Here is a 23,007-nt window from a genome sequence, read left to right on the forward strand (position 1 = left end):
CGCCTCCGCGACCGGGACCCGCGGCGCGAAGTCAGCGCGAAGTCAGCGCGAAGTCAACGGCGTGCCAGAGATGACTCGTCCGGGCGCCGTCGGGCATCGGATCACGCGGCCCGAGGCCACACGTTACGCAGCTCGATCCGGTGGCCGTGCCGGTTCGTGAACGTCCACCTGCCGGGCTGGTCAGGAGTCGTGCCGCGCTCCCAGGCCATCGTGATCCCGGTGGTGTCCACCAGGGTGTGGTGATGCCAGCACAGCAACGCCGAGTTCGCGACGGACGTCTCACCGCCGTCGGCCCAGTGCCGCAGCGCGTGGTGCACCTCGCACCTGCTGGGCGGCTGATCACACCCGGGGTAGACGCAGTGCTGATCTCGGGCGATCACGGCCTTGCGCAGCTGACCGGTCACGGTGCGCTGCGCACGCCCGACGTCGATGGCCGTGCCGTCGGGGCCGAACACGACCCGGGTGATCTCGGCATCGCACGTCAGGCGACGCAGCAGGTCGCGCGGGACAACGCTGCCTGTCGTAGCGGCGCCCGTCAACGTAGCGGGCTGCGCCGTCAACGAGGTCAGGTCGCCGGGGCGCAGGCCAGGGGCCTTCCCTCCCACCGTGGCGCTGCTCGTGGCGGCAGCACCCGCTCCACTCCGACGCGGACGCCCGGCCAGCTCGGTCAGCTCGGTCAGCGAGACCGTGACGTGCACGTGCGGCCGCACGGCCGCACCGGAACCGACCCGGCCGTTGTCCAGCACGTCGTGGGCGAGGTCGGCCAGCGCCTGAGCACGGCGCTGCGTCAGCGTGCGGTCGTCGCCTGGCGTCGGCGCACCCATCATGGCGCCCAGCGCCGTGGACAGGAGGTGACCGTGCTCCTCGGTCAAGAACCCGTTCACGTGCCAGCCGCCGAAGGTCGGGGACACCTCCAGGTGCTCGCGCTCGGTCGCCTCCTTGTACCCACGGTCGTCCGCGTCCGGGTCCACGACCTGGCCGAACCGCTTCAGCACCCTGCGGAAGCGCGACGGGTCGCACGCGCCGGCGAGCCCGGTCAGGTACTCCTCGCCCGTGATGGCCGGGGGAGTGGGGCTGTCCAACGGGACACTCCCCGGTGACCCATCATTGGGAGGCTCGTCAGCGACATCGCCCTCGTCCTTCTCCGCGGGCTCTTCCGTCACGACCGCGAGGGGCGCCTCCGGCCGCTCTTCAGGTTCGATCGGGGCTACGAGGGCGGCCCTGCGTGCGTCGCTGGTGGGCGCCACGTCTACCAGGGCACGTAGATGATCGGCGCCGATCCCGCCGGAGAGGGCCGCCGCACGGGTAGAGGGCAGGTGGTCCCGCAGTACGCGACCCGTGCGGACCTCCCGCTTGGCCGTCGTCGTGCTGACGTTCTCGGAGCGGGCAAGCCACGCCGAGAAGGTTCGCGCACCGGACGTCTGCCACGGATGCTCCGCCTCGATCACCGGCAGCCAGGTCAGCCGGACCGTGTCCAGCCGCGTGCCCAGGGCCCGCAGGCGAGGGGTGACCTCCGCCAGGCGGGAGGCCACCACGCCTCCGGCGCCCGCGAACTCGCCGACGCCGGCCACCGCATCCGGACCACCGACAGCAATCAGCTCATCGGCCAGGGACTCCAGCTCCGCCAACACCTCTTCGAGTGCCCGCGGCCGGGGCGCTCGCCTGGACCCGGACGCAGAGGGGACCGCACGTGTCATCTTGATCCGCCTCCCGTCACCGTGGCCTCTCCACCGCCCCGATTCTATCGAACGTGCGTACGATTCTCTTGCCCGATCTGGAATCTGTGGACAACCGTTGAGCGGTCCGGGAGCGCGGTCCGGGAGTAGATCTGCCCCATGGCAGGCTCGCACGACCGATCAGCCTTCTGCGCGCTCGACCTACCGCTGCTGCCCGAGCTGCTCGAGGTAGTGCGGGTTGTACATGACGCCGAGCACGTTGCCGAAGGGATCCACGACAGCGGCCGTGACGAACCCTTCCTCGCGTGGGGTGATGGGCTGGTACTCGGTGGCGCCCAGCTCCAGGAGGCGCGCGACCGTGCCCTCCAGGTCGTCGACATGCCAGTACATGACCGCGCCGCCCGGCTCCGTTGACGCACCGGGCGGCGCGTACGCCCTGCTGATGATGCCGAGCTCGGCCTGGGTGTCACCGATCCGGAACTCGGCGTAGGCGAGCGCGCCGTCCGGTCCGTTGCGCTTGAAGTACGGTTCGACGCCGAGCAGACCGGTGTACCAGGCGGCGGCCGCGCCGACGTCGTCGGCCCAGTAGCTGATGGTGGCAAATCCTCGAAGGCTCATGCGCCCATCGAAACACCGGACACCGACACCCGCTCCTGCCTACTGGCGCGCGCTCCTCAGCCCTTGTTCGGCTCCGCCTCCGGTTCCGCCGTCGCCGCTGCCCGGGCCTCCAGTGCCTCCCACAGCCCAGCCGCCGTGCCCTCGGCCCTCGCCTGGGCGGCCATGGCACCCACTCGCTCCTTCTCCGCCTCCGCCACCTGTCTGCGGGCTGCTTCCAGCGCATCGTGCGAGGCCGAGAGCTCGCCCTCGAGTCGTGCGACAGAGGACTCGGCGGTGGAGCGGGCGGCTTCGGCGGCAGCCCGGTCGCGCTGCGCCGTGGCGCCGTCGTTCCGCGCGCTCTCCAGTGCCCCCCGCAGGTCGGCCAGGGACTCCCGCAGCCCGACGGCGGCGCCCTCAGCCTGCGCGCGAGCCGCTTCGGCGTCGGACCGTGCGCGCTCGGCGGCTGCGGTGACGGCCCGCTCCTTGGCGAGCTCGTCCCGCACGGCGTCGAGGGCCTGTCGCAGCGCGGCCACGTCACCCTCCAGCCTTGCTGACGTCGCGACGGCGTCCGCACGTTCCTTCTCCGCCACACTGCGCTCGTCCTCCGCGGAACGAACATGCTCACGCGCCGACTCCAGCACCGCACGGAACTGCGCGAGCTCCGCGTCCGCCTCGTCCACCCGGGCGGCCAGCGCGTCCGCCTCGCCGACGACGGCGCTCAGCGCCTCGTCCTGTGCCGCCGCGGCCGACTCGTGCTCGGACCGGGCGACCTCGACGGCCGCGCCCCACAGGGCATCGAGCCCGCGGTCCATCAGGGCCGTGACCGCCGGGGGCAGGTCGGGGAGCGCCTGCCGGGCCTCGTTCTCCGCCGCCTTCGTGTCACGCCACTCGCGAAGGTACTTCGTCGCTGCGGCGTTCGAGCAGCCGGCCCGCTCGCGCACGTTCGTCACTGTGACCGCCATGCCGTCGGCCGCCAGGTCCTCGGCTGCCTGGAAGACCCGTTCCTTGTCCCGCACGTTGTTCCCCGCTCAGCTCGTCCGCATCATTCTGTCTGCCACTCGTAGGAGTACGCGTAGTAGCACGATACTACTCCTACTCCACGCCCTACACACTATGCACCCGCTTTCCTGAAGCGGGTGTGCAGTAATGGAGTGATCGGCTAGATAGTGCCGCTCCTGGGCGATTGAGGTAGCCCGCATCGGGCTGCCAAGAGCACATGGTGAGCATAAGAAGCGCGGGTGCGACGGCAGCGAACAACCTGATGCTGCTGGACTTCACACCCGCCGTGGTCGGAGTCGGTTCGCAGCCGTTCAGCATGATGCTGGAGACGGCGGACGGTCCGCGGCAGCACGTCCCGGACTGCTTCGTCCGCGAGGGTGGCGGTTTCAGGCATGGTGATCGACGTGCGCCCCGATCGGTGCACGGGCAAGGCCCAGGGCCTGCCAAGGACAACCGGTCCCTGTCCTCTCGCTCGAACCCTGGACGCCCAGGGTGCGCTCCGGTCGGGGACCTGGCTCGCCCCGGCACGCGCCTCCCCCGAGCAGGGGAGGCGATTCACCTGATCAGGGGAGGTATTGCCCGCTGGTGCGACGGCACGCTGGATCCATGCGAACCTCGAAGAGAACCCCTGGAACGCCCGGCTCCGCGCTCACCCGCGCCGGAGGGGCCCTGATGATCCTGATCGCGGTGGTGCACGTCGTCTTCACCAGCAGCCCCAACTGGGCCGGCTGGCTCGCGGGAGAACTGCGGGACGGCACCGCGAGCGCCGAGTCCGTGGCTTTCTTCTGGGCGCAGCCGGGCGGGTTCTCGGTCGTCGTGCTGCTGCTGGGCCTCCTCGCCGTACGGACCGCTAACCGAGGTGAGCGGCTGCCGACCTATGTCGGCTGGACGGTGCTTGCCTGGGTCGGTCTGTGCGTCTTTCTGGTGGGCCCCGCGAGCGGGTTCAGCTTCGCGCTGGTCCCGGCCGTGCTGCTGGTTGCCGCCGACGTGCGGGCTCGTACGGCAGCCTCCCGTGCCCCTGCTGCCGTTCAGCCACGGCAGTAGGAGGCCTGCTAGAACCGTCTTAGCCGGTTCGCAGGCCGCAGCCGGTTCCACGATGGCCAGGAGGTCTCATGTCCCGTCCGACCAGCGACGTGCACGCGTTCGAAGCCCACGCGCCCGACGCCGACCTCGACGAGCTGCGCGCCCGGCTGGCCGCGGCGCGGCTGCCGGAGGCTGAGACCGTCCAGCACACGGCACCCGACCCTCACCGGTGGGACCAGGGCGTTCCGCTCGGCGACCTCGCGGACGTCGTGAACTACTGGCGCACCGGGTACGACTGGCGGTCGTTCGAGGACCGTCTCAACCGGATCGGCCAGTTCCGCACGACCATCGATGATCTGGGAATCCACTTCCTGCACCGCCGATCCGCGCGCGCGGATGCCACCCCGCTGCTCCTGACGCACGGCTGGCCCGGCAGCATCGCCGAGTTCACCCACGTCGTCGAGGAGCTGGCCGATCCGGCCGATACCGCGGCACCGGCGTTCCATGTCGTGGTCCCGTCGCTCCCCGGCTTCGGTTACAGCGACAGGCCGACCACCACAGGGTGGGGGACGGAAAGGATCGCGGCCGCCTGGGTGGAGCTCATGAGCAGGCTCGGCTACGGCAGGTTCCTGGCCCACGGCGGTGACTGGGGAGGCAATATCACCACGGTGCTCGCCGGCAGGTTCCCCGAGCACGTCCTCGGCATCCACACGACGTTCGCGGACGCGCCGCCCGGGCTGACGACGGACGGACTGACGGAGGTCGAGCGCAGGTGGACCGAGGAGACCCGCGACTTCTACGCGGGCCCGCGCGGGGCCTACGCGAAGCAGCAGGCGACCCGACCGCAGACCATCGGTTACTCGCTCGTCGACTCTCCGGTCGGGCTCCTTGCCTGGATCCTCGACAAGTTCGCCGAGTGGTCGGACACCGAGGACATCCCGTTCGAGACGATCTCCAGGGACAGCGTCCTTGACGACGTCACGCTGTACTGGCTGACGCGCACGGGCGCCTCGGCGGCTCGCATCTACTACGAGAGCCACGCCGCGATGGACCCCCGGCTTCGGGTCGACGTCCCCGCAGCGATCACCATGTATCCCCGCGATATCGAGAAGTGTCCTCGGCCCTGGGCGCAGGAGCGGTACCGGCAGATCGTCCGATGGGGGTCGCCCGAGACCGGGGGCCACTTTCCGGCGCTGGAAGTTCCCGAGTACTTCGTCAAGGACCTGCAGGAGGGCCTCGCGGCAGTGCTGGCCGCACACCGGTGAACGCGGCGGCGAGCCGCCGAACCGGCTCACCTCAGGTGCCTGCCGAAGAACCGGTCCCCGTCCTCCCTCTCGAACCACGGGGTACCGAGGTGTCCGCCCAGGTTGGCGTGCAGCGTCTTCTCCTCGGTACCGAAGGCGTCGAACAGGTCCAGCGCACGCTGCCGGGGGTTTCCGTCGTCGTCCCACTGGAGCAGGAGCAGCAGCGGGATGCTGACCTGCCGGGCCTCCTCGCGTTGGGCGCCGGTACGAAACCCCCGGCGAAGAGGACGGCCGCAGCGATGCGCGGCTCGAGCACCGCCAGCCGGATACCGAGGGCGGTCCACCCCGAGTACCCGACGGGCCCACCGATCTCGGGCAGCGCGAGGAGGGCGTCCAGGGTCGTCTGCCAGTCCGGGACCGCCTGCGCGACGAGCGGCCCGGTGAAGGACTCGAAGAGCTCGTCGACCGGCTCGCCGGCCTGCATCCCACGGCGGATCCGGGCGTCCAGAGCGTGCCGGGGATCTCGCCGAGGATGAACTCGCGTTCGAGGACGCCGTCGTCGAGGTGCTGTTCAGAAGTGAAGCGCATGGTCGTGCCTTTCGGGAGTGCGTGGACGGCGCTCCCGGACGCCTATCGCCCGACCATGACCCCGCAGGGAAGCACCCATGTCGATACGTTCACGGGTACCACCTCCTCGTTCTCCTGCACGGCCTCCCGAAGACCAGCAGCGGGCTCCTTCCAGGATCGCCGCAGCGTGCAAAATCCCTGTACACGCCCGCCAGGACCAGTGACAGTTGCCGGCATGCAGCAGGAGGAAGTCTGGGACGCCGATGTCGCCCAGCACTACGACACGCCAGGATCGGACATGTTCGCGCCGGAGGTCCTGGGCCCAGCGGTGGAGCGTCTCGCGCACCTGGCGGGGGAGGGGCCGGCGCTCGAGCTCGCCATCGGGACCGGGCGGGTGGCCGTCCCGCTCGCCGCGCGAGGAGTTCCGGTCGTCGGCATCGAGCTGTCGCCGCCGATGGTGGAACAGCTACGGACCAAGGCCGACGACGCGACGATCCCCGTGGTCATCGGTGACATGGCGACCGCCGTGGCCCCTGGGCGGTACACCATCGTCTACATCGTCTACAACGCGATCTCGCTGCTGCTCACCCAGGCCGAGCAGGTCGCGTGCTTCCGCAACGCCGCGCGTCACCTCGAGCCCGGCGGCCGGTTCGTCGTCGAACTCTGGGTGCCGGACCTGCGCAGACTGCCCCCGGGCAGGTCGGCCACCGTCTTCCAGTCCGAGCCCGGCTACATCGGGTTGGACACCTTCGACGTCCTGCGCCAGCACGTCGTGTCGCACCACTTCCGGTTCGGCGACGGCAAGCAGGCACAGCTGTTCCGCAGCCCGCACCGCTACGTCTGGCCCACCGAGCTCGACCTGATGGCCCAGCTCGCCGGGTTCGAGCTGGAGTCCAGGCACGCTGACTGGGCCGGAGCCGAGTTCACCGCCGAGTCGACCTCGCACGTCTCCGTCTACCGGGTCCCGCCAGCCCTGTAGGCGGGCGTGCCGCCCCCTGCGCGCGCGCCACGAAGTCGTGGACCGGTCCGGGCACGGTCGGCGGCACGACGTAGGCGGTCGTGATGCCGCGCAGGACCGGGTCCCAGCCGTCCGGCTCCAGCCGGTCGAACCGGGTGCGGCTCGACCGGGACGCGGTGCGGACCTGCGTTCCGTGCAGCCGCAGCCGGGCGGCGACCCGTCGACCGGTCTTGCCGGTGGCGCCGAGGACGAGGGTGGTGTCGTTGCTCATGGCTACGATCCAACGGCAACCGATCGGACGAATTCATGGGTCAGGAGCCGGAATACCTGTTCGATCGTCTAACCTCGGTGGGATGGACGCCTTCAGTGACCTGATCCGTGGGGTGCGAGCCCAGGGCTCGCTGTTCGGCAGCTCGACGCTGTCCGCGCCCTGGGCGCTGCACTTCGTGGACGGTGCGCCCTTGACGCTGTGCACGGTCATCGGCGGGGAGGGCTGGATCGTGCCGGAGCACGGCCCTGCCGAGGCGCTGCGCTCCGGCGAGACGATCGTCGTGCGTGGCCCCGGAACGTTCACCTTCGTCGACGCGATCGGCACGCGGGCCGAGGCCATCGCGTGCGGGGTGGACTGCGCGACGCCCGAGCAGGGCGGGACCAGGCACCGGCTCGGCTGGCACGACCCCGGCGAGCACCCTTGCGAGCACTCTGGGGTCGCCACGACCCTGATCGTCGGTGCCTACCCGGTACGTGGTGAGATCAGCCGCCGGCTGCTGGACGCGCTGCCCGTGGTGCTGCGTGTCGGCGCAGGGGGAAGCGCGGACGCCGCGCTCGAGCACCTCGCCGCAGAGGTCGCCGTCGACGCGCCGGGCCAGCAGGTCGTCCTGGACCGGCTGCTGGACTGGATGCTCGTGTGCACCCTGCGCGACTGGTTCGACCGGCCCGGCGGCGAGCCACCGGCCTGGTGGGCCGCCCAGCGGGACCCGGTGGTCGGCGACGCGCTGCGCCTCCTGCACGCCGAGCCGCAAGCGCCGTGGACGGTCGGTGCGCTCGCCGTCCGGACCGGCGTCTCCCGTTCCACGCTGGCCAAGCGGTTCGCCGACCTGGTCGGCGAACCGCCGCTGACGTACCTGACCCGCTGGCGCATGACGCTCGCGGCCGACCTGCTGACGGAGCGCGAGGCGGCGACGGTCGCCGAGATCGCCCGCGACGTCGGCTATTCGGACGCGTTCGCCTTCAGCGCGGCCTTCAAGCGGACACGGGGTGTCAGCCCGAGCACCTTCCGGCGCGCCGGCACCGCTGGTGGGGACGCGCCTGCCGCGCGCCGGCTCACCGCGGTACCGGCTGCTGCCGCACGTCCTTGACGAACACGAGACCGTCGATCTGCGCCAGGTGGGCCGGGTCGAGGCCGGAGTAGCCGTGCCAGGGGGACACCCGCGCGGCGGGCGGTGTCTCGCCCAGGACACCGGCGAGGCGGTGCGGATCGACGAGCACCTGGTCCTCCGGCAGCCGGTACAGCAGCCCCTCGACCGTGTCCGACGGCGGGGTGTCCACCCCCTGGTGCCGGATGGTGCCGACGGCCGTGGCCACGAAGGCGTAGTCCGCGCCGAGCTCTGCGCTCACGAGCGCGCCGGCGCCCCACCACTCGAGCCTCGGGTGGTCCCACATGCTCATGGTGCTCTTGCCGCGCTGCAGGTGGGTGTTGTGGGCGTACGCGAGCATGGAGCCGCGCTCGGCGAGGGAGACCAGGTTCGCGGCGATCATCGCGTCACGGACCCCGAGCAGCCAGGTCATGCGGCCCGGCGACGCGTCTGCCAGCCAGAAGTGGTAGCGCAGCAGGCCGGTCGCGGTGCGCCCGAACAGGCGGGCCCGGTCCCAGTCGTCCTGCGTGGACTCGGCGATGAGCTGGGGCGCCTGGGTGCCGAGCAGCGCCACCAGGTCGTCCGCGAGCAGCCGTAGCTCCCTGGCCTCGGCCGACCGGCCGACGGACCGGGCCGGGTCCATCATCGCGGCAGGGTCGGTCCAGCGGTCGTCGGGGCCGGTCAGGCTCTCGAGCACCTCGGCGGTGCAGGGCAGCAGTCCCGGGTCCACCCGGTCCGACAGGTAGCCGTGGAGCGCGGTGAGCGCCTGCCTAGGGCTCTCGGCGCCCGAGATCTCCAGCGGGCCGTCCGCACCCGCGAAGCGGACCTGGTCAGCCGCTGTCCGGTCCTCGTTGTAGGCGCGCATCCAGCGCACCAGGTCGCGGTTGGCCTCGAGCTCGCCCCACTCGTGGCTGAAGCCGAGGTCCAGGACGGAGTCGAGGTCGCCCTTGCCGGTGGTGACGTAGTCGTCGACGAGCAGGCCCCTCAGGCAGTCGCTCTCGAGGGCGATCGTGCGGTAGCCCTCCTGCTCGACGAGCTGGCGGAAGAGCTCGTTGCGCAGGTCGAGCAGTGCGCCCTCGCGGTGGGTGGGCTCGCCCAGCGCGAGGAGCCGCGGTCTGGAGGGGAGCAGCCCCATGACCGCGGTGGAGTCGACGGGGCGAGTGGTCTCCTTGATGTCTGTCGTCATTCCTTCAAAGGTATCGTTGAAGGAACGGTTGAGACTTCTTCGCGGAATAGGTGGGTGGATGCGCCGGAACCTTCAAAGCGGGGGGCGGTTCAGGCCGATCGATCTGGCACGCGAGCACGGTCTGTCCACCCAGGCGATCCGCAACTACGAGGACGCCGGCATCCTCCCGGCCAGCGAACGAACACCGCAGGGCTATCGCGTCTACACCGCGCTGCACGCGCGGGCCCTGCGCGCCTTCCTCGCGCTCGCGCCCGGCCACGGCCACCGGACGGCGACGGCGATCCTGCGGGCGGTGAACGACGGCGTCGACAGCGAGGCCTTTCGTCTCATCGACGAGAGCCACGCCCAGCTTCTCGACGACCGGCGCACGTTGCAGGCCGTCGAGAACGCTCTGCGCGACCTGGACGCCGCACCGCCGGCACCCGGCGCCGGCCCCGGACCTGTCGCGACGCGTGGGCGGGGCGCCGTCGACACGTTCATCGGCCCGCTCGCGGCGCAGCTGCGGGTCCGGCCCGCGACCTTGCGCACGTGGGAACGTGCGGGTCTCGTGCGTCCGCGCCGCGATCCGCAGACCGGCTACCGCGTGTACGGCGCGGCCGACGTGCGTGAGGCCAAGCTGACCCACCAGCTCAGGCGCGGCGGCTATCTCCTGGACCAGATCGAGCCACTGATCGCCCAGGTGCGGGACGCCGGCGGCCTGGAGCCGGTGGAGGCAGCCGTGCACGACTGGCGCGGCAGGCTGTCCGACCGGGCGCGCGCGCTGCTGGGGGGCGCCGCTGCGCTGGAGGCCTACCTGCAGCAGCTCCCCCGCCCGGGGGAGCCGGATCACCCGTGAACGGGAGCATCGCCGACCCGTGATCGAGCAGGCTCGACCACATGAGCCTGCGCCCGTTCCCGACCGCACCTGACCCGTCGCCTGCCGCGTCGTCTGCCGCGCCGCACGCCCCGAGCCGGGCCACGGCGCTGCGGTGGGTGGTCACCTTCGTCTGCCTGCTGGCGGGCGGGGCGCTCGTCGCCATCGAGCTCGCCGGGCTCGCTGATCCCGTCGAGATGCCCACCACACCCCGCTGGTTCGCCGCCGGGATGGCGGGCGCCACCGCCCTGCTCACGCTGCCCACCGGGCGGCCCGCCCCGCACTGGCGCACGATCCTGGCCGCCGGGACCGGGGCGGGGATGCTGAGCGGCAGCCTGCTGGCCGTGCCGCACTCGATCCTGATGCTCGTGGTCGGCATCCTGAACCGGCTCACCGGCGCCGAGGGACCGTTCCAGGTCGGGATCCCGTGGGCGACGGCCGGAACCCACCTGGTCGTCACCGGGGCGGGGTTCCTCCTGGTCGCCTGGTCGGTGGTGCAGCACCGCCTGCGTCACGGCAGGTGCCCGTGGTGCGGGCGGGTGGCGGCCGAGGCGCCCGCCGTCGCCGAGGGGACCCGGCGGACGCTGCGTCGGCTGGCGTTCGTCGCCGTGCTGGCCGCGCTGCCCTACCTCGTGCTCAAGCTCGCCTGGGGACTGGGCTCGACGATCGGCGCCAACGGCGACTCGTTCGACGGCGTGACGCTTGCGTCGCCCGGCTACGGCGACACCGTGGTGATGGGCGCGGCGTCCGTGTTCGCGTCCGTGGTGATGGGGGCTGGTGTCATCCCGGCCACCACCCGTCAGAGGGTGCTGCACGCCGTCAGCGGGACTCTCGGTGTGATCGGCTCGCTCATGCTGCTGCCGGTCAGCGTGGCGGGCGTCGTGCTGATGGTCGTCGCGCCGCCGGCCGCGGACGGCGAGCTCATGGCGTGGATCTTCTACCTGGTCTACGGCTGCTTCATCGTCTGGGGGCTGACCCTGGCCCCGCTGACCGCCCTGTACCTGCGGGCGACCCGACGGGACTGCCGGCGCCACCGGCCCGCAGCGCCGTCGCCCGGACCGGCTCAGGCCTGAGGGCCCGCCCGCAGTCGTGCCGTCTGCTTGATGAGGTGGGTGCGCTCCGCCAGGCTGGTCGCCCGCTCCGCTGCCGTCGCGTAGTGCTGGACGGCCTGGTCGACGTCGTCGGCCCGCTCGTACAGGTGGGCTGCCACGGCGTCCCATCGTGCCAGGCCCGGGTCGACGTCGGCCAGGGCCGCGAGCCCGGCGCGCGGGCCGTCGACCTGCCCCACCGCGACCGCACGGTTGAGCGCGACGACGGGGTTGTCCGTGAGCCGGGCCAGCTCGTCGTACCACTCCAGGATCTGCGGCCAGTCCGTCTCGGCGGCCGTCGGAGCGTCGTCGTGCAACGCCGCGATCGCCGCCTGCGCCTGGTACTGCCCCAGCCGGTCGTGCGCCAGGGCGGCCTGCAGCACGGCGACGCCCTCTGTGATCATCGAGGTGTCCCACACCGACCGGTCCTGCTGGTCCAGCGGTACGAGCTCGCCCGAAGCGGTGTACCGGGCGTCGCGCCGGGCGTGGTGCAGCAGCATCAGGGCGAGGAGGCCTGCGATCTCGGGGTCCGCCGAGCCGGCGGGCTCTGTGCCCCCGGCCTCTGTGCTCCCGGCCTCTGCGCCCGTCGGCGAGGTGCCGGCGTGCGGCGTGGCCGACGCGGCGAGCTGTCGGGTCAGCCGGATCGCCTCGTCGGCGAGCGAGATCTCGCCGGTGAAGCCCTCGTTGAAGATCAGGTACAGCACGTGCAGCACCGCCCGGACGTCGCCCGGGGTGTCGAACCGTTCGCCGGTGATCGTGCGCTTGGCCCGGGAGATGCGTTGCGCCATGGTGGCCTCCGGCACCATGAAGGCGCGCCCGATCTGCGCGGTCGTGAGCCCGCCGACGGCACGGAGCGTCAGTGCGATGGCCGAAGCGGGGCTCAGTGCTGGGTGGCAGCAGCGGCTCAGCAGGAGCAGCGTGTCGTCCGTCTGCTCGGCCGGTCCTGGCAGCGGCTCCTCGTGGACCCGCTCCTCGCGCCGCCGTCGGGCCGCCTCGGCACGCTGCGCGTCGATCAGCTTGCGGCCGGCGACCCGCAGGAGCCACGCCTTCGGCTCGTCCGGTGGACTGTCGGGCCAGTGGCGCACCGCCTCGATCAGGGCCTCCTGGACGGCGTCCTCGGCCATCGCGAAGTCCGCGCCGCGATGGACGAGGACGCCAAGGACCCGCGGCGCCAGCGTCCGTATCAGCTCGTTCACCTGGTCCTCGTGCACGCTGCCGCCTCTGCTCGGCCGTTCTTCCTACTCGGCCGTGGCCGGCAGCTCGGCGAAGAAGGGCCGCACCTCGAGCCACTCGTAGATCGGGCGCCCGCCCTGGCCGGGCGCAGCGGAGAGCTCTGCGGCGGCCTCGTAGGCCCGCTCCTGGGACTCGACGTCGATGATCATGTAGCCGGCGATCAGGTCCTTGGTCTCCGCGAACGGCCCGTCCGTCACCGGCGGCCGGCCCTCGCCGTCATACCGGACGAAGGTGCCCTCCGGTGAGAGTGCGCCCTCGCTGACGAACTCACCGCTCTTCGTCAGCTTGTCGGCGAACCGGCTCATGTAGTCGATGTGCGCCGTGATCTCCTCGGGCGTCCACTGGTCCATCATCGTCTCGGTACCGGGAACGGGCTTGGGGCCGTTGTGCCGGTAGTGCTTCAGCAGCAGGTACTTCACCATGGTTGTCTCCCTGGTCATGGGCCCGTCACCGGGCCATCGGTCGGGGACGCGGTGCGCGCCCTCGACCCTAGGACGGAGCCGTCCGGAGGTTCTCGACATCAGCATGACCGGATTCCCGGAAACGTGTGCGGCGAGTCCCTGGGCGGTCGGGTCAGCCCGTGGCCGAGGCGCGTGCCGCCCCGATCGAGGTGACGTTCGCACCCGGTCCCGGTCCGGGCACGACGGCGGTCGCCTGGAACGCCGCGCTCATCGTGTCGCCCAGCGCATCGAGGTCGTCCTCGAACAGGCCCGCGTACGTCGACAGCGTCAGCACCGGCGACTCGTGCCCGAGCATCCGCTGTACCGCCTTGACCGTGGCGCCCCCGGAGATGGCGAGCGACGCGGCGGTGTGGCGCAGGTCGTGCAGGGTGAGCGTGTCGAAGTCCTCCGCGCCCGGCCCGAGAGTCGTCCCCGACAGCGCCGACAGCAGCCGGGTACGGCTCACCTTCTCGCCGCGCGTCAGCACGGGCGCCGCGGCGCGCCCGTCCCGCCGGGCGCGGTCGGCGTCGGCCACCAGGTCCCAGGTCGCCGGGTCGCAGACGCCCGTCGGCGCGAGCCCGCCGTCGGCCTGCAGACGCCGGACCGTCGCGACCACGTCGTCGTCGTACAGGCCGGTGGCCCGCAGGCCCATGGCCTCGCGCAGCGTGCGGACCGCACGGCCGGCCGCCAGGACGGCGGGCCGGAACGCCGACCGGTCGAAGCTCTCCCTGCGCAGGGGACCGCCGCTGGTCCCGGTGAACAGGAGGTCGGCGGGTGTGCGGCCGGCGGCCTGCACCGCGACCGCCTCGACGAGGGCACCGGGCAGCGGCACCTCACGCCGGGCGTGGGTCTTGGTGTCGCCGAGCAGGAGGGTGCCGTCGTCGAGCCGGGTGTACGCCTTGGTGACGCGCACCCGGCGGCGCAACGGGTCGACGTCGGCGACTGTCAGCGCGCTGACCTCGCCCCAGCGCAGTCCGGTCAGCGCGGTCAGCAGGACGAGCGTGCGGGCCTGCCTCGACCTGGTGGCGTCGGCGACGCGGCGCAGCTGCTCGTGGGAGAGGTAGCGGTGCGGCTTGGTCTTCGGCGCGCGGGGCAGGGCAGGCACCTTGCCCGACGGCGTCCGCGCCGGGTTGGTGCGCAGGCGCCGGGCGTCGACGGCGGCGTCGAGCAGGGCGACCAGGAGGCGTACCGCGTCCCTGCGCCGGGCCGGCGAGGCCGTCTCTCCGGTCGTGGGTGAGGTCATGGTGGCCGCCCAGCGCGCGACGTCCTCGTGGGTGACCTGCCGCAGCGGGCGCCCGCCGAACACCGGGGCGACCAGCGAACGGAACCGCTCGTGCTCCGCCTCGATGGTGCGCGGCGCACGGTCCACGCGGGACTCCTGCCAGATCGCGAACCACTCGGCGACCGTGACCCGGCTCGTTGCGGGGTCGACCCACTCGGCGTGCTTGCCGGCCTCCTCCTGGCGCCGGGCCTCCGCGAGCGCCTCCCGCTTTGCGGTGAAGCGGCGGGTGCTGCGCAGGCGCCCGTCGACGCGGAACCGGCCGACGTAGCCGGTGCGGCCCTCGGAGTCGGTACGTTGCTCGGTGTACGCCACGAGGTGAGGGTATCGGGACTGACGGCGCAGGTCAGGGAGCGTGGCGCCGGTGTCGCCGCGGCTGGTGGAGGCCAGGGGGCGGCAGAGCAGGGCTCAGACCAGGCGGGCGTTCCCGGCCAGTGCGTTCCAGCCGATGCGGCCGCCGAACGCGAGCAGCACGACCCCGGTCACCCGGTCGGTCACGCGGGCGATCGCGCGCCCGGACAGCCAGCGCTTGGCGAGCCCTGCCGCGTTGATCAGGAGGGCCAGCCACGCGAAGCCGATGAGGTCGTGCTCCACGGCGAGCAGCACGCCCATGAGCAGGTGGGGGACGTCGTCGGGCAGGAACTGGGGGATCGTGGCGAGGTAGAAGACGCCGACCTTCGGGTTCAGGAGGTTGGTGGTGGCGCCGACCGTGAACGAGCGCCAGGGGGACCGTGCCACGACGTGCGCGGAGCTGAGCCGCACCTCGTCGGGCAGGGCGTCGTAGCGGCCCGGGCGGAAGCTGGACCACAGCATCTGCCCGCCGAGCCACAGGAGGTAGGCGGCCCCGGCGAGGGTCAGCACGCGGTAGGCGGTCTCCGAGGCGGCGAGGACCGCCGTCGCGCCGACCGCGGCGGCCACGCCCCAGGCCAGGACGCCCGCGTTGACGCCGAGCGCTGTCGCGTAGGCGTGCCGGTTGCCGTGGACGACGGCGGTGCGCAGCACGAGCGCACTGTCCAGGCCGGGCATGACCGTCAGGGGGATCGCGACGAGCGCGAACAGGAGCATGGCCTCTGGCACCGTCATGCGCGCGAGGCTACCGAACGGCCCCTGCCGGGGGAGCGGGTCGCGCTGTGTCACCCGGTAGTTTGGGACCATGCGCGTACTCGTCTCCGGTGGTGCCGGCTACATCGGCTCACACACCGTCCTTGCCCTGGTTGCCGCTGGTCACGACGTCGTGGTGGTCGACGACTTCTCCAACTCGAAGCCCTCCGTGCAGGGCCGCCTCGAGGCGCTCGCGGGCCGGGCGATCCCGGTCCATGCGTTCAACCTGACCGACGCCGACAAGACGGAGGCGCTCTTCGCGCACGAGCGGATCGACGCGGTGATCCACTTCGCCGGGTTCAAGGCGGTGGGGGAGTCGGTGACCAAGCCGCTGGAGTACTACCGCAACAACCTCGACTCCACGTTCGCCCTGGCCACGTCGATGCAGAAGTACGGGGTGACGAAGCTGGTGTTCTCGTCGTCGGCGACGGTGTACGGCGAGAAGGCTCCCGTTCCGTACCGGGAGGACTACGAGCACCTGTCCTCGTCCTCGCCGTACGGGCAGACCAAGGTGATGATCGAGCGGGTGCTGTCGGACATCGCGCAGATCTCCGAGGGGTGGAAGGTGGCGCTGCTGCGGTACTTCAACCCGGTGGGCGCGCACGAGAGCGGCGAGATCGGTGAGGACCCGCAGGGCATCCCGAACAACCTGATGCCCTTCATCGCGCAGGTCGCCGTGGGGCGCCGGGACAGGCTGACCGTGTTCGGCGACGACTACCCGACGGCTGACGGCACGGCGGAGCGGGACTACCTGCACGTCACCGATCTCGCGGCCGGTCACGTGGCGGCGCTCGAGCACCTGGACGACATGGCCGAGCCGGCGCGGGCGTTCAACCTTGGCACCGGGACCGGCACCTCGGTGCTGGAGCTGCTGAAGGCGTTCGAGCGTGCGGTCGGCCGTGAGCTGCCGTACGAGATCGGGCCGCGCCGGGCCGGGGACCTGCCGGCGTTCTGGGCGGACCCGACGCGCGCCAACACCGAGCTGGGCTGGCGCGCGACCAAGACGATCGACGACATGTGCGCCGACACGTGGCGCTGGCAGTCGAAGAACCCGGAGGGCTTCCCGGACTCCTGAGGCGGAGCTGGCCCGTCGGCAACCGGCGTCAGACCACGGGGTTGCCGATGGGCGGGGTCTCCAGCCGGTCGAACTCGAGCTGGGGCACGCCGTCGTCCGGGTCGGGCTCGCGGTCGCGGCGGTGAGCGGGGCGCAGGACGGGCTGCGTGCCGGCTCCGCGCGGCCGGGGGTCCGGCCGGAGGGCGGGGTCAGTGGCCGCAGGAGGTGCCGTCGGCACGCTCTGGTCGTGCAACCGGCGCGCGGGAGGCGCCTGCTGGTCACGTCCGGCCGGGCGTACGGTGCGGTCGACGGGCTCGGCGTGCGCCTCCTCGAAGGCGCGCACGATCGACCAGGGCAGCCGGATGTAGCCCTCGACGTCGAACCCGTTGGCGATGGCCCAGGCGCGCATCTGTGCCGGCGTGGCGACGCTGCGGCCGTCGGTCGGCTTCTTGGTCCCCGTCTCGTCGTCCAGCTTGGGGAACTCGACGGGTGTCGCCTCGACGATCGGTTCGATCACGGCGTCCCGTGGGCAGCCGAGGGTGTCCGCGACGCGCCACAGCTCCTGGCGGGCCTCCAGGTGGTACCGGTCCGCCTCGATCGCCTGGTGCACCAGGGCGTCGAAGAACCGCCTGCGGATGTCGGACGCCGCCTGGGGCGTGAGCCGGTAGAGCGGCTCGGCGTCGGCAAGGCCGGCCGCCGTCTGGGGTGTCAGCCGCCCGTCGTGCAGCGTCTCCGCGATGAGCGCCAGGTACCCGTGGGTGTGCACGTCGGCGACGACGGCGATCGCGTCGGCGAGCGGCTGTCCGGCGAGCGTCGTGAGGATGCCGGGACCGCGGCGGCCCGGCCAGGGGCGGGGGGCGTCGGCCACCCGGCTGGGCGTCTGGGGCCACGGGTAGACCCACGCCCGGAGGGTGACCTGCAGCAGCTCGGCCAGGTCGGGTACCCCGCCGACGCTCTGGACGAACCTCGACAGCAGACCGGCCACGGCACGGGCTTCGTTCACGGGGCTGGAGTTCGGCGGGATGCCGCCGCCCTCGAACGGGACCCCTGCGGCGGTGCAGCAGTCCGACAGCCGCCGGTGCACCAGGTTGGGCAGGTAGTGATAGCTCGCGTCGATGGTCGTCAGCTGCGCGAACGCGGGCAGCTGCCACCCGAGGTGGGCCAGCTCCGCGCGCAGCACCTCGATGCCGAGCCGTCCGTTGTGGGTCACGATCGCCATCTGGGACAGCCGCTGGCGGAGGGTCGCCGCGACGTCGGCGAGCGCGATCCAGGCGCCGTCCGGGTGGAGTACCGCTGACCACTCGTCGACGATGCCGCCCCGCTCGTCGACCCGCACGACGGCGATCTCCCGCAGGCGCGCACGCGCCACCTGGATGCCGGTGATGCGCGTCGACACCGCTGCGTACGCGGGCTTGCCTACGCGTTCGTCCCTCGCCATGCGCGTCCTTTCTCGACAGCCGTGCCGCCGGTGGCGCTACGACGCGCCACAGGGTGCCATCAGCGCGGGGGTCCTGAAAGTGGAGATAGTACGAATATGTCGGATTCTGTGAAAATCACTACCGGAACTAGCGGACCGCCCCCCGATTATTAACACTTGTCGTGGGTGTTTGGCCACCGTCTGGGGTGGGTCAAAAGGGGAGGTCATGGTGCTGTCGAAGCTTTCGGTCATGGACTGGCGCGCCATCGCGGCGCTCGGATTCGCTCTGCCGTACGTGGCGCTGGTGGTCCTGGGGGACCGGTTCGGATGGCTCGAGCTATCCACTTCCAATGCTCTGACCAGCCCGATCACCATTGTGACACTGGGTTGCCTGCTGGCAGGAGCAGCCCTTGCACTAGCGCCGGTGCTACAGGATGGAACCTACCCGGTCCTGAACCTACTTGTCGGCGGAGCGATGCTGCTGGGCTTCGGCTGGGCCGTTCTGGTGCTGGTGCAGGCGCAGTATGGTTGCGACCCGCTGAACGTGCTGCCCGGCTGCGGGTGATCTTTTGAAAATGGGATGTCATGCCCGCCGTACCAGGTTTTCTCGCGCCGGTTCGGCGCCCTTCGGGACACAATGCGAGCGTGTTCCAGCGCCCCGCCAACCACCGCGTCTCGAGCCGTGAGCTCGTAACCCTCGGCACCGCCAGCCAGGTACCCACGCGAACCCGCAACCACAACGGCTACGCGCTGTTCTGGGACGACGAGGTCATCCTGTTCGACCCCGGCGAGGGGACCCAGCGCCAGATGCTGCACGCAGGGATCTCCGCGACGGCCCTGACCCGCATCGCGATCACGCACCTGCACGGCGACCACAGCCTCGGCCTGGCCGGCGTGGTCCAGCGGATCAGCCTCGACGGGGTGCCCCAGACCGTACCGGTGACGTTCCCGGAGTCGGGCCGCCGGTGGGTCGAGGCCCTGTGCGACTCCACCGCGTACCACCACCAGGAGCGCCTCGCGCTGCAAGGCCTGTCGCACGACGGCGTCGTGCAGCGCGTCCCCGGCGAGGTGCACGGCCCCGCGACGCTGCGGGCCGCCCGGCTGGACCACTCCCTCGAGGCCTACGGGTACCGGCTCGACGAACCGGACGGCCGGCGCATGGACCCCGACCTGCTCGCCACCGCAGGCATCACCGGGCCCGACGTCGGGCGGCTGGTCCGGGAGGGCAGCCTCCAGACCCCGCACGGCACCGTCCGGGTGGAGGACGTCAGCGACCCCCGGCCGGGCCAGTCCTTCGCGTTCGTCATGGACACCCGCCTGTGCGACGCGGTGTGGAACCTCGCGGACGGGGTCGACCTGCTCGTCATCGAGTCGACGTTCCTTGACCGTGACCGGGACCTCGCGCGCGACCACGGGCACCTGACCGCCCTGCAGGCCGCGACCGTCGCCGCACAGAGCGGCGTGCGCAGCCTCGTGCTGACCCACTTCTCACAGCGGTACACCGACCCGGCAGAGTTCGAGAAGGAGGCGCGCACCGTGTTCGACGGCGACCTCACCGTGGCGGCCGACCTGGACCGGGTGCCGGTGCCACGCAGGCGGTGAGGCCTGGTGTGCCGTTGCGGCCGTTGCGGCCGTTGAGCGCACCAGACAACGGCGTCCACGTCGCCCCGGACCCGGAGGACCTCCTGACCCTCCCGTGTCCAGGGGCAGTTCTCCCCGTTGACCGGGCCCCGGCCCCGACGCACGATGCCGCCCATGAGCAACCCAGCGAACCTCCGGACCTGGGACGGCGCCGTCAACCTCCGAGACCTCGGCGGGCTCCCGCTCGACGACGGCGGAAGCACCACACCGGGCCAGGTCTGGCGCTCCGGAGCTCCGGAACCCATCACGCCCACCGGCTGGGCCGAGGCGCTCGCGGCAGGACTGACGACCGTCGTCGACCTGCGTAACGCGGCGGAGATCGGGCAGGCGCACGATCTCGTGCCCGGCGCAGAACGGCCGGCCGGGGTCGTCACGCGGAGCACGCCGACGGAGGACCCCGGGGACCCGCACTTCCTGGAGACCTGTGGGCCGTGGCTGGACCACCCGCGGTCCTATGCGCCCAACACCGCGATGTACCCGCACCTGTTCGGTGCCGTCTTCCGGGCGATCGCCGATGCACCGGGTCCGGTGCTGGTGCACTGTTCAGCGGGCCGCGACCGCACGGGGATGATCAGCGCGATGCTGCTGGCCCTGGTCGGGGTGGAGCACGAGGCGATCGCCGAGGACTACGAGCAGGCGTTCCGCGGCACCACCCACCGGGGCGGCATCGCGTACGACGTCGAGCAGGGCGCCTGGGTGCAGCACCCGGGGGAGACCTGGACCGCCGAGCAGCTGGACGCGCGCGTCCGCGAGCGCCGTGCGGCTCTCCTGGAGTGGCTCGCGGACCTCGACCCGGCCGCCTACCTCCGGTACGCCGGGCTGGACGGGCGTCGCCTCACGAGCCTGCGGGACCGCCTGCGGGCGCCGGTAGCTCCAGTGTCATGAACACGCTGTGCGGGTCGGGCACGTAGTCCCCGAACGGTCCGCACTCGGTGAACCCGTTGCGGGCGTACAGGCGGCGTGCGGGGGCGAAGAAGTCCTGTGACCCGGTCTCCAGGCTCACGCGCGCGTAGCGGCGCCGTGCTGCCTCTGCGAGCAGGGTCTGGAGCAGGGTCGACGCCACGCCCCGTCCCCTGGCTCGCGTGGCGGTGCGCATGGACTTGATCTCGCCCTGCCGGAACTCGTCCTGCCGGGTTCCGGTGCCTGCCATGGTGCCGTCCGGCGGGGGCGGGCCGAGCTCGCTGAGCGCACCGCACCCGAGCAGGGTGTCGGCGTCGCGCGCGGTCCAGAACGTGATGGTCGGGGCGAGCAGCGCCGAGTGGTCCAGGGCGTGCACGCTCTCGGCCGGTGAGGTGGCGTACATGTCGGTGAGGTGCTCGTCCAGGAGCCGGCGGACGTCGTCGTGGGCGGGGGAGTCGATGGCGATGTGCACGGCAGTATTTTCCGGTGCTCGGCGGCCGCTGCGTCCGCATCGCGGGCCCGTGTGGCGCACGTCACGCCGCGGCGGTAGGAATCTCTTCGTGCGCGGGCTTCCGCGCCCGTGACCGAGGAGACCACGATGTCGTTGCCCAGCCCGAGCTACACGATCACCCTGCGCGTGGAGGTGGCCGCGTCGCAGCGCGCCACGAGCACGGTGGTAGCCGCGGTAGCCGACGCCGGGGGTGCGGTGATGGGGGTGGACATCGCGCACTCGACGTCGCACGGCCTGGTCGTCGACGTCACGTGCGACACGATCGACGCTGAGCACGGTGAGCGGGTCGTGGCGGCGGTGAACGCGATCGAGGGTGCTGAGGTGCTCAAGTCGAGCGACTCGACGTTCCTGATGCACCTGGGCGGCAAGATCGAGGTCACGAACAAGGTGCCGCTCAAGACCCGCAGGGACCTGTCTCGCGCGTACACGCCGGGGGTGGCGCGGGTGTGCCTGGCGATCGCGGACAACCCGGAGGACGCCCGGCGGCTGACGATCAAGCGGAACACGGTCGCCGTGGTGACCGACGGCACCGCCGTGCTGGGCCTGGGGGACATCGGTCCGGCGGCGGCGCTGCCCGTCATGGAGGGCAAGGCTGCGCTGTTCAAGGAGTTCGGCGGGGTCGACGCGTGGCCGGTGTGCCTGGACACGACGGACACGGACGAGATCGTGCGGATCGTCAAGGCGATCGCGCCGGTCTACGGGGGTGTGAACCTGGAGGACATCGCGGCGCCGCGATGTTTCGAGATCGAGGCGCGGCTGCGTGCGGAGCTCGACATCCCGGTGTTCCACGACGACCAGCACGGTACGGCGATCGTGGTGCTGGCTGCCCTGGTCAACGCGCTCAAGGTGGTCGAGAAGGAGCTGGCGGACGTGCGGATCGTGGTGTCCGGCGTCGGGGCGGCGGGCAACGCGATCATCCGGCTGCTCAAGGCGCAGGGTGCGCGGCACATCGTGGCGTTCGGGCGCGACGGCGCCCTGCACCCCGGGGTGGTGATCGACGACCCGCACCGGCGCTGGATCGTGGACAACACGAACGTCGACGGGTTCGCGGGCACGTTGCAGGAGGGGCTCAAGGGTGCCGACGTGTTCATCGGGGTCTCGGCGGCCGGGATCCTGTCGGGTGCGGACGTGGCGCAGATGGCCGACCGTGCGGTGGTGTTCGCCCTGGCCAACCCGACGCCAGAGGTGGACCCGCTGGAGGCGGCCGAGACGGCCGCGGTCGTCGCCACGGGGCGCAGCGACTACCCGAACCAGATCAACAACGTCCTTGCCTTTCCTGGCCTGTTCCGTGGCTTGCTGGACACGGGCGCCAAGGACATCACCACGGAGCTGCTGCGGGTGTCGGCGGTCGCGATCGCCGAGGTCGTGGGGCCGGAGGAGCTGAACAGCGCGTACATCATCCCTGGGGTGTTCGACCACCGGGTTGCCGAGGCCGTCGCGGATGCGGTACGCAGGCAGGTGTGAGGTCTCTCGCGATCGATGCCTGCCCGGACGTGATCGACGTCCAGACCGTCCGGCTGCCGCCCGGGGCGCTGCACGGGCCGGTCACCCGCACGATGATGCGCCGTGCGGTCTCCCGGCTCGGCAGGGGCACCGGCTCGGTGCCGGCCCCTGACCGCTAGCGGTTCAGGGGATCAGCCGATCCCGCTGATGGTGGAGTTCACCAGGCTGCTGACCACCGCGGCGGTGCCGAGGACCAGGACGAGCAGGGCGCCGGTGGAGGCCACGAGGGGGATCCACCAGCGGACGGGCTCCTGCTGGGTGTAGCTGTGGGGACGGAAGGCGTTCTTGTTGTTCACACTGTTGCTCACACTGATAGAGACGCTCGGGGGCAGCGAAACGATGCCCGGGTACTGATAACGGTTCGGGAACGTTCCTGGGGTCC

25 protein-coding genes are annotated in these 23,007 nt (G+C 71.8%); 12 read left to right on the plus strand and 13 right to left on the minus strand.

The window, feature by feature from the left end; genetic code table 11:
• Nucleotides 1–101 precede the first annotated feature (101 nt).
• From ACFS27_RS17290 to ACFS27_RS17300, 3 genes are all read right to left on the minus strand, one after another.
• Nucleotides 102–1,697, minus strand: a complete 1,596-nt coding sequence (locus tag ACFS27_RS17290) for an HNH endonuclease signature motif containing protein (protein WP_377185283.1) — start codon at nucleotides 1,695–1,697, stop codon at nucleotides 102–104.
• A 180-nt stretch (nucleotides 1,698–1,877) separates the two neighbouring features.
• Complete coding sequence (locus ACFS27_RS17295; RefSeq protein ID WP_377185285.1) at nucleotides 1,878–2,294, minus strand: VOC family protein; 417 nt, start codon at nucleotides 2,292–2,294, stop codon at nucleotides 1,878–1,880.
• 56 nt (nucleotides 2,295–2,350) lie between these two features.
• The gene (locus tag ACFS27_RS17300) at nucleotides 2,351–3,289 is read right to left on the minus strand and encodes a DNA-binding protein (RefSeq protein WP_377185287.1); all 939 of its coding nucleotides are present in this window, start codon (nucleotides 3,287–3,289) and stop codon (nucleotides 2,351–2,353) included.
• A 589-nt stretch (nucleotides 3,290–3,878) separates the two neighbouring features.
• On the opposite strand from ACFS27_RS17300, the gene ACFS27_RS17305 reads away from it, so the two are divergent.
• Together ACFS27_RS17305 and ACFS27_RS17310 are read left to right on the plus strand one after the other, a co-directional pair.
• Nucleotides 3,879–4,316 carry a DUF6463 family protein gene (locus ACFS27_RS17305; RefSeq protein WP_377185289.1) on the plus strand — a complete coding sequence of 146 codons (438 nt, stop codon included), beginning with the start codon at nucleotides 3,879–3,881 and terminating at the stop codon, nucleotides 4,314–4,316.
• Between the two features lie 68 nt (nucleotides 4,317–4,384).
• A complete protein-coding gene (locus ACFS27_RS17310) occupies nucleotides 4,385–5,560 on the plus strand; it encodes an epoxide hydrolase family protein (RefSeq protein WP_377185291.1) in 1,176 nt (391 codons plus the stop codon).
• A 26-nt stretch (nucleotides 5,561–5,586) separates the two neighbouring features.
• On the opposite strand, the gene ACFS27_RS17315 is transcribed toward ACFS27_RS17310, so the two are convergent.
• Entirely contained in the window at nucleotides 5,587–5,883 is a 297-nt protein-coding gene (locus ACFS27_RS17315) for a hypothetical protein (protein WP_377185293.1), read from the minus strand.
• 458 nt (nucleotides 5,884–6,341) lie between these two features.
• Between ACFS27_RS17315 and ACFS27_RS17320 the strand changes: the two genes are divergently transcribed.
• Nucleotides 6,342–7,085: a class I SAM-dependent DNA methyltransferase gene (locus tag ACFS27_RS17320; protein WP_377185295.1), complete on the plus strand. Its 744-nt coding sequence runs from the start codon at nucleotides 6,342–6,344 to the stop codon at nucleotides 7,083–7,085.
• On the opposite strand, the gene ACFS27_RS17325 is transcribed toward ACFS27_RS17320, so the two are convergent.
• On the minus strand, nucleotides 7,030–7,335 hold the full coding sequence (locus ACFS27_RS17325; protein ID WP_377185297.1) for a hypothetical protein: 306 nt from the start codon (nucleotides 7,333–7,335) through the stop codon (nucleotides 7,030–7,032). The two genes, ACFS27_RS17320 and ACFS27_RS17325, sit on opposite strands and share 56 nt — an antisense overlap.
• An 82-nt stretch (nucleotides 7,336–7,417) precedes the next feature.
• Here ACFS27_RS17325 and ACFS27_RS17330 point away from each other — a divergent pair, with 82 nt between their 5' ends.
• A complete protein-coding gene (locus ACFS27_RS17330; RefSeq protein ID WP_377185299.1) occupies nucleotides 7,418–8,422 on the plus strand; it encodes an AraC family transcriptional regulator in 1,005 nt (334 codons plus the stop codon).
• Here ACFS27_RS17330 and ACFS27_RS17335 read toward each other — a convergent pair.
• Nucleotides 8,388–9,605, minus strand: coding sequence for an erythromycin esterase family protein (locus ACFS27_RS17335; protein ID WP_377185301.1), 1,218 nt, complete (start codon nucleotides 9,603–9,605; stop codon nucleotides 8,388–8,390). The two genes, ACFS27_RS17330 and ACFS27_RS17335, sit on opposite strands and share 35 nt — an antisense overlap.
• A 58-nt stretch (nucleotides 9,606–9,663) precedes the next feature.
• Here ACFS27_RS17335 and ACFS27_RS17340 point away from each other — a divergent pair, with 58 nt between their 5' ends.
• Together ACFS27_RS17340 and ACFS27_RS17345 are read left to right on the plus strand one after the other, a co-directional pair.
• On the plus strand, nucleotides 9,664–10,440 hold the full coding sequence (locus tag ACFS27_RS17340; RefSeq protein ID WP_377185303.1) for a MerR family DNA-binding transcriptional regulator: 777 nt from the start codon (nucleotides 9,664–9,666) through the stop codon (nucleotides 10,438–10,440).
• A gap of 41 nt (nucleotides 10,441–10,481) precedes the next feature.
• Nucleotides 10,482–11,531: a hypothetical protein gene (locus ACFS27_RS17345; protein WP_377185305.1), complete on the plus strand. Its 1,050-nt coding sequence runs from the start codon at nucleotides 10,482–10,484 to the stop codon at nucleotides 11,529–11,531.
• On the opposite strand, the gene ACFS27_RS17350 is transcribed toward ACFS27_RS17345, so the two are convergent.
• From ACFS27_RS17350 to ACFS27_RS17365, 4 genes are all read right to left on the minus strand, one after another.
• Entirely contained in the window at nucleotides 11,522–12,742 is a 1,221-nt protein-coding gene (locus tag ACFS27_RS17350) for an RNA polymerase sigma factor (RefSeq protein WP_377185307.1), read from the minus strand. The two genes, ACFS27_RS17345 and ACFS27_RS17350, sit on opposite strands and share 10 nt — an antisense overlap.
• A gap of 42 nt (nucleotides 12,743–12,784) precedes the next feature.
• On the minus strand, nucleotides 12,785–13,201 hold the full coding sequence (locus ACFS27_RS17355; RefSeq protein WP_377191069.1) for a YciI family protein: 417 nt from the start codon (nucleotides 13,199–13,201) through the stop codon (nucleotides 12,785–12,787).
• 151 nt (nucleotides 13,202–13,352) lie between these two features.
• On the minus strand, nucleotides 13,353–14,813 hold the full coding sequence (locus ACFS27_RS17360) for a tyrosine-type recombinase/integrase (protein ID WP_377185309.1): 1,461 nt from the start codon (nucleotides 14,811–14,813) through the stop codon (nucleotides 13,353–13,355).
• Nucleotides 14,814–14,906: 93 nt separating this feature from the next.
• On the minus strand, nucleotides 14,907–15,581 hold the full coding sequence (locus tag ACFS27_RS17365) for a LysE family translocator (protein WP_377185311.1): 675 nt from the start codon (nucleotides 15,579–15,581) through the stop codon (nucleotides 14,907–14,909).
• Between the two features lie 70 nt (nucleotides 15,582–15,651).
• Between ACFS27_RS17365 and galE the strand changes: the two genes are divergently transcribed.
• Nucleotides 15,652–16,674 (plus strand): UDP-glucose 4-epimerase GalE, encoded by a 1,023-nt coding sequence (gene galE, locus ACFS27_RS17370; protein ID WP_377185313.1) that lies wholly within the window; start codon nucleotides 15,652–15,654, stop codon nucleotides 16,672–16,674.
• Nucleotides 16,675–16,702: 28 nt separating this feature from the next.
• Here galE and ACFS27_RS17375 read toward each other — a convergent pair whose 3' ends face one another.
• The gene (locus ACFS27_RS17375; protein ID WP_377185315.1) at nucleotides 16,703–18,091 is read right to left on the minus strand and encodes a hypothetical protein; all 1,389 of its coding nucleotides are present in this window, start codon (nucleotides 18,089–18,091) and stop codon (nucleotides 16,703–16,705) included.
• A 205-nt stretch (nucleotides 18,092–18,296) separates the two neighbouring features.
• Between ACFS27_RS17375 and ACFS27_RS17380 the strand changes: the two genes are divergently transcribed.
• From ACFS27_RS17380 to ACFS27_RS17390, 3 genes are all read left to right on the plus strand, one after another.
• Nucleotides 18,297–18,635, plus strand: coding sequence for a hypothetical protein (locus tag ACFS27_RS17380; protein WP_377185317.1), 339 nt, complete (start codon nucleotides 18,297–18,299; stop codon nucleotides 18,633–18,635).
• An 80-nt stretch (nucleotides 18,636–18,715) separates the two neighbouring features.
• Complete coding sequence (locus ACFS27_RS17385; protein ID WP_377185319.1) at nucleotides 18,716–19,672, plus strand: ribonuclease Z; 957 nt, start codon at nucleotides 18,716–18,718, stop codon at nucleotides 19,670–19,672.
• Nucleotides 19,673–19,825: 153 nt separating this feature from the next.
• The gene (locus ACFS27_RS17390; protein ID WP_377185321.1) at nucleotides 19,826–20,596 is read left to right on the plus strand and encodes a tyrosine-protein phosphatase; all 771 of its coding nucleotides are present in this window, start codon (nucleotides 19,826–19,828) and stop codon (nucleotides 20,594–20,596) included.
• Here the strand turns inward: ACFS27_RS17390 and ACFS27_RS17395 are convergent.
• On the minus strand, nucleotides 20,547–21,083 hold the full coding sequence (locus ACFS27_RS17395; RefSeq protein WP_377185323.1) for a GNAT family N-acetyltransferase: 537 nt from the start codon (nucleotides 21,081–21,083) through the stop codon (nucleotides 20,547–20,549). The two genes, ACFS27_RS17390 and ACFS27_RS17395, sit on opposite strands and share 50 nt — an antisense overlap.
• Nucleotides 21,084–21,209: 126 nt before the next feature.
• Here ACFS27_RS17395 and ACFS27_RS17400 point away from each other — a divergent pair, with 126 nt between their 5' ends.
• Both ACFS27_RS17400 and ACFS27_RS17405 read left to right on the plus strand, forming a co-directional pair.
• Nucleotides 21,210–22,586 carry an NAD-dependent malic enzyme gene (locus ACFS27_RS17400; protein ID WP_377185325.1) on the plus strand — a complete coding sequence of 459 codons (1,377 nt, stop codon included), beginning with the start codon at nucleotides 21,210–21,212 and terminating at the stop codon, nucleotides 22,584–22,586.
• The gene (locus ACFS27_RS17405; RefSeq protein ID WP_377185327.1) at nucleotides 22,583–22,744 is read left to right on the plus strand and encodes a hypothetical protein; all 162 of its coding nucleotides are present in this window, start codon (nucleotides 22,583–22,585) and stop codon (nucleotides 22,742–22,744) included. Before ACFS27_RS17400 ends, ACFS27_RS17405 begins: the two co-directional genes overlap by 4 nt.
• A 12-nt stretch (nucleotides 22,745–22,756) precedes the next feature.
• Here ACFS27_RS17405 and ACFS27_RS17410 read toward each other — a convergent pair whose 3' ends face one another.
• Complete coding sequence (locus ACFS27_RS17410) at nucleotides 22,757–22,933, minus strand: hypothetical protein (RefSeq protein ID WP_377185329.1); 177 nt, start codon at nucleotides 22,931–22,933, stop codon at nucleotides 22,757–22,759.
• Between the last annotated feature and the right edge of the window lie 74 nt (nucleotides 22,934–23,007).

It is taken from the genome of Promicromonospora vindobonensis (assembly GCF_042685865.1).
GTDB lineage: Bacteria > Actinomycetota > Actinomycetes > Actinomycetales > Cellulomonadaceae > Promicromonospora > Promicromonospora vindobonensis.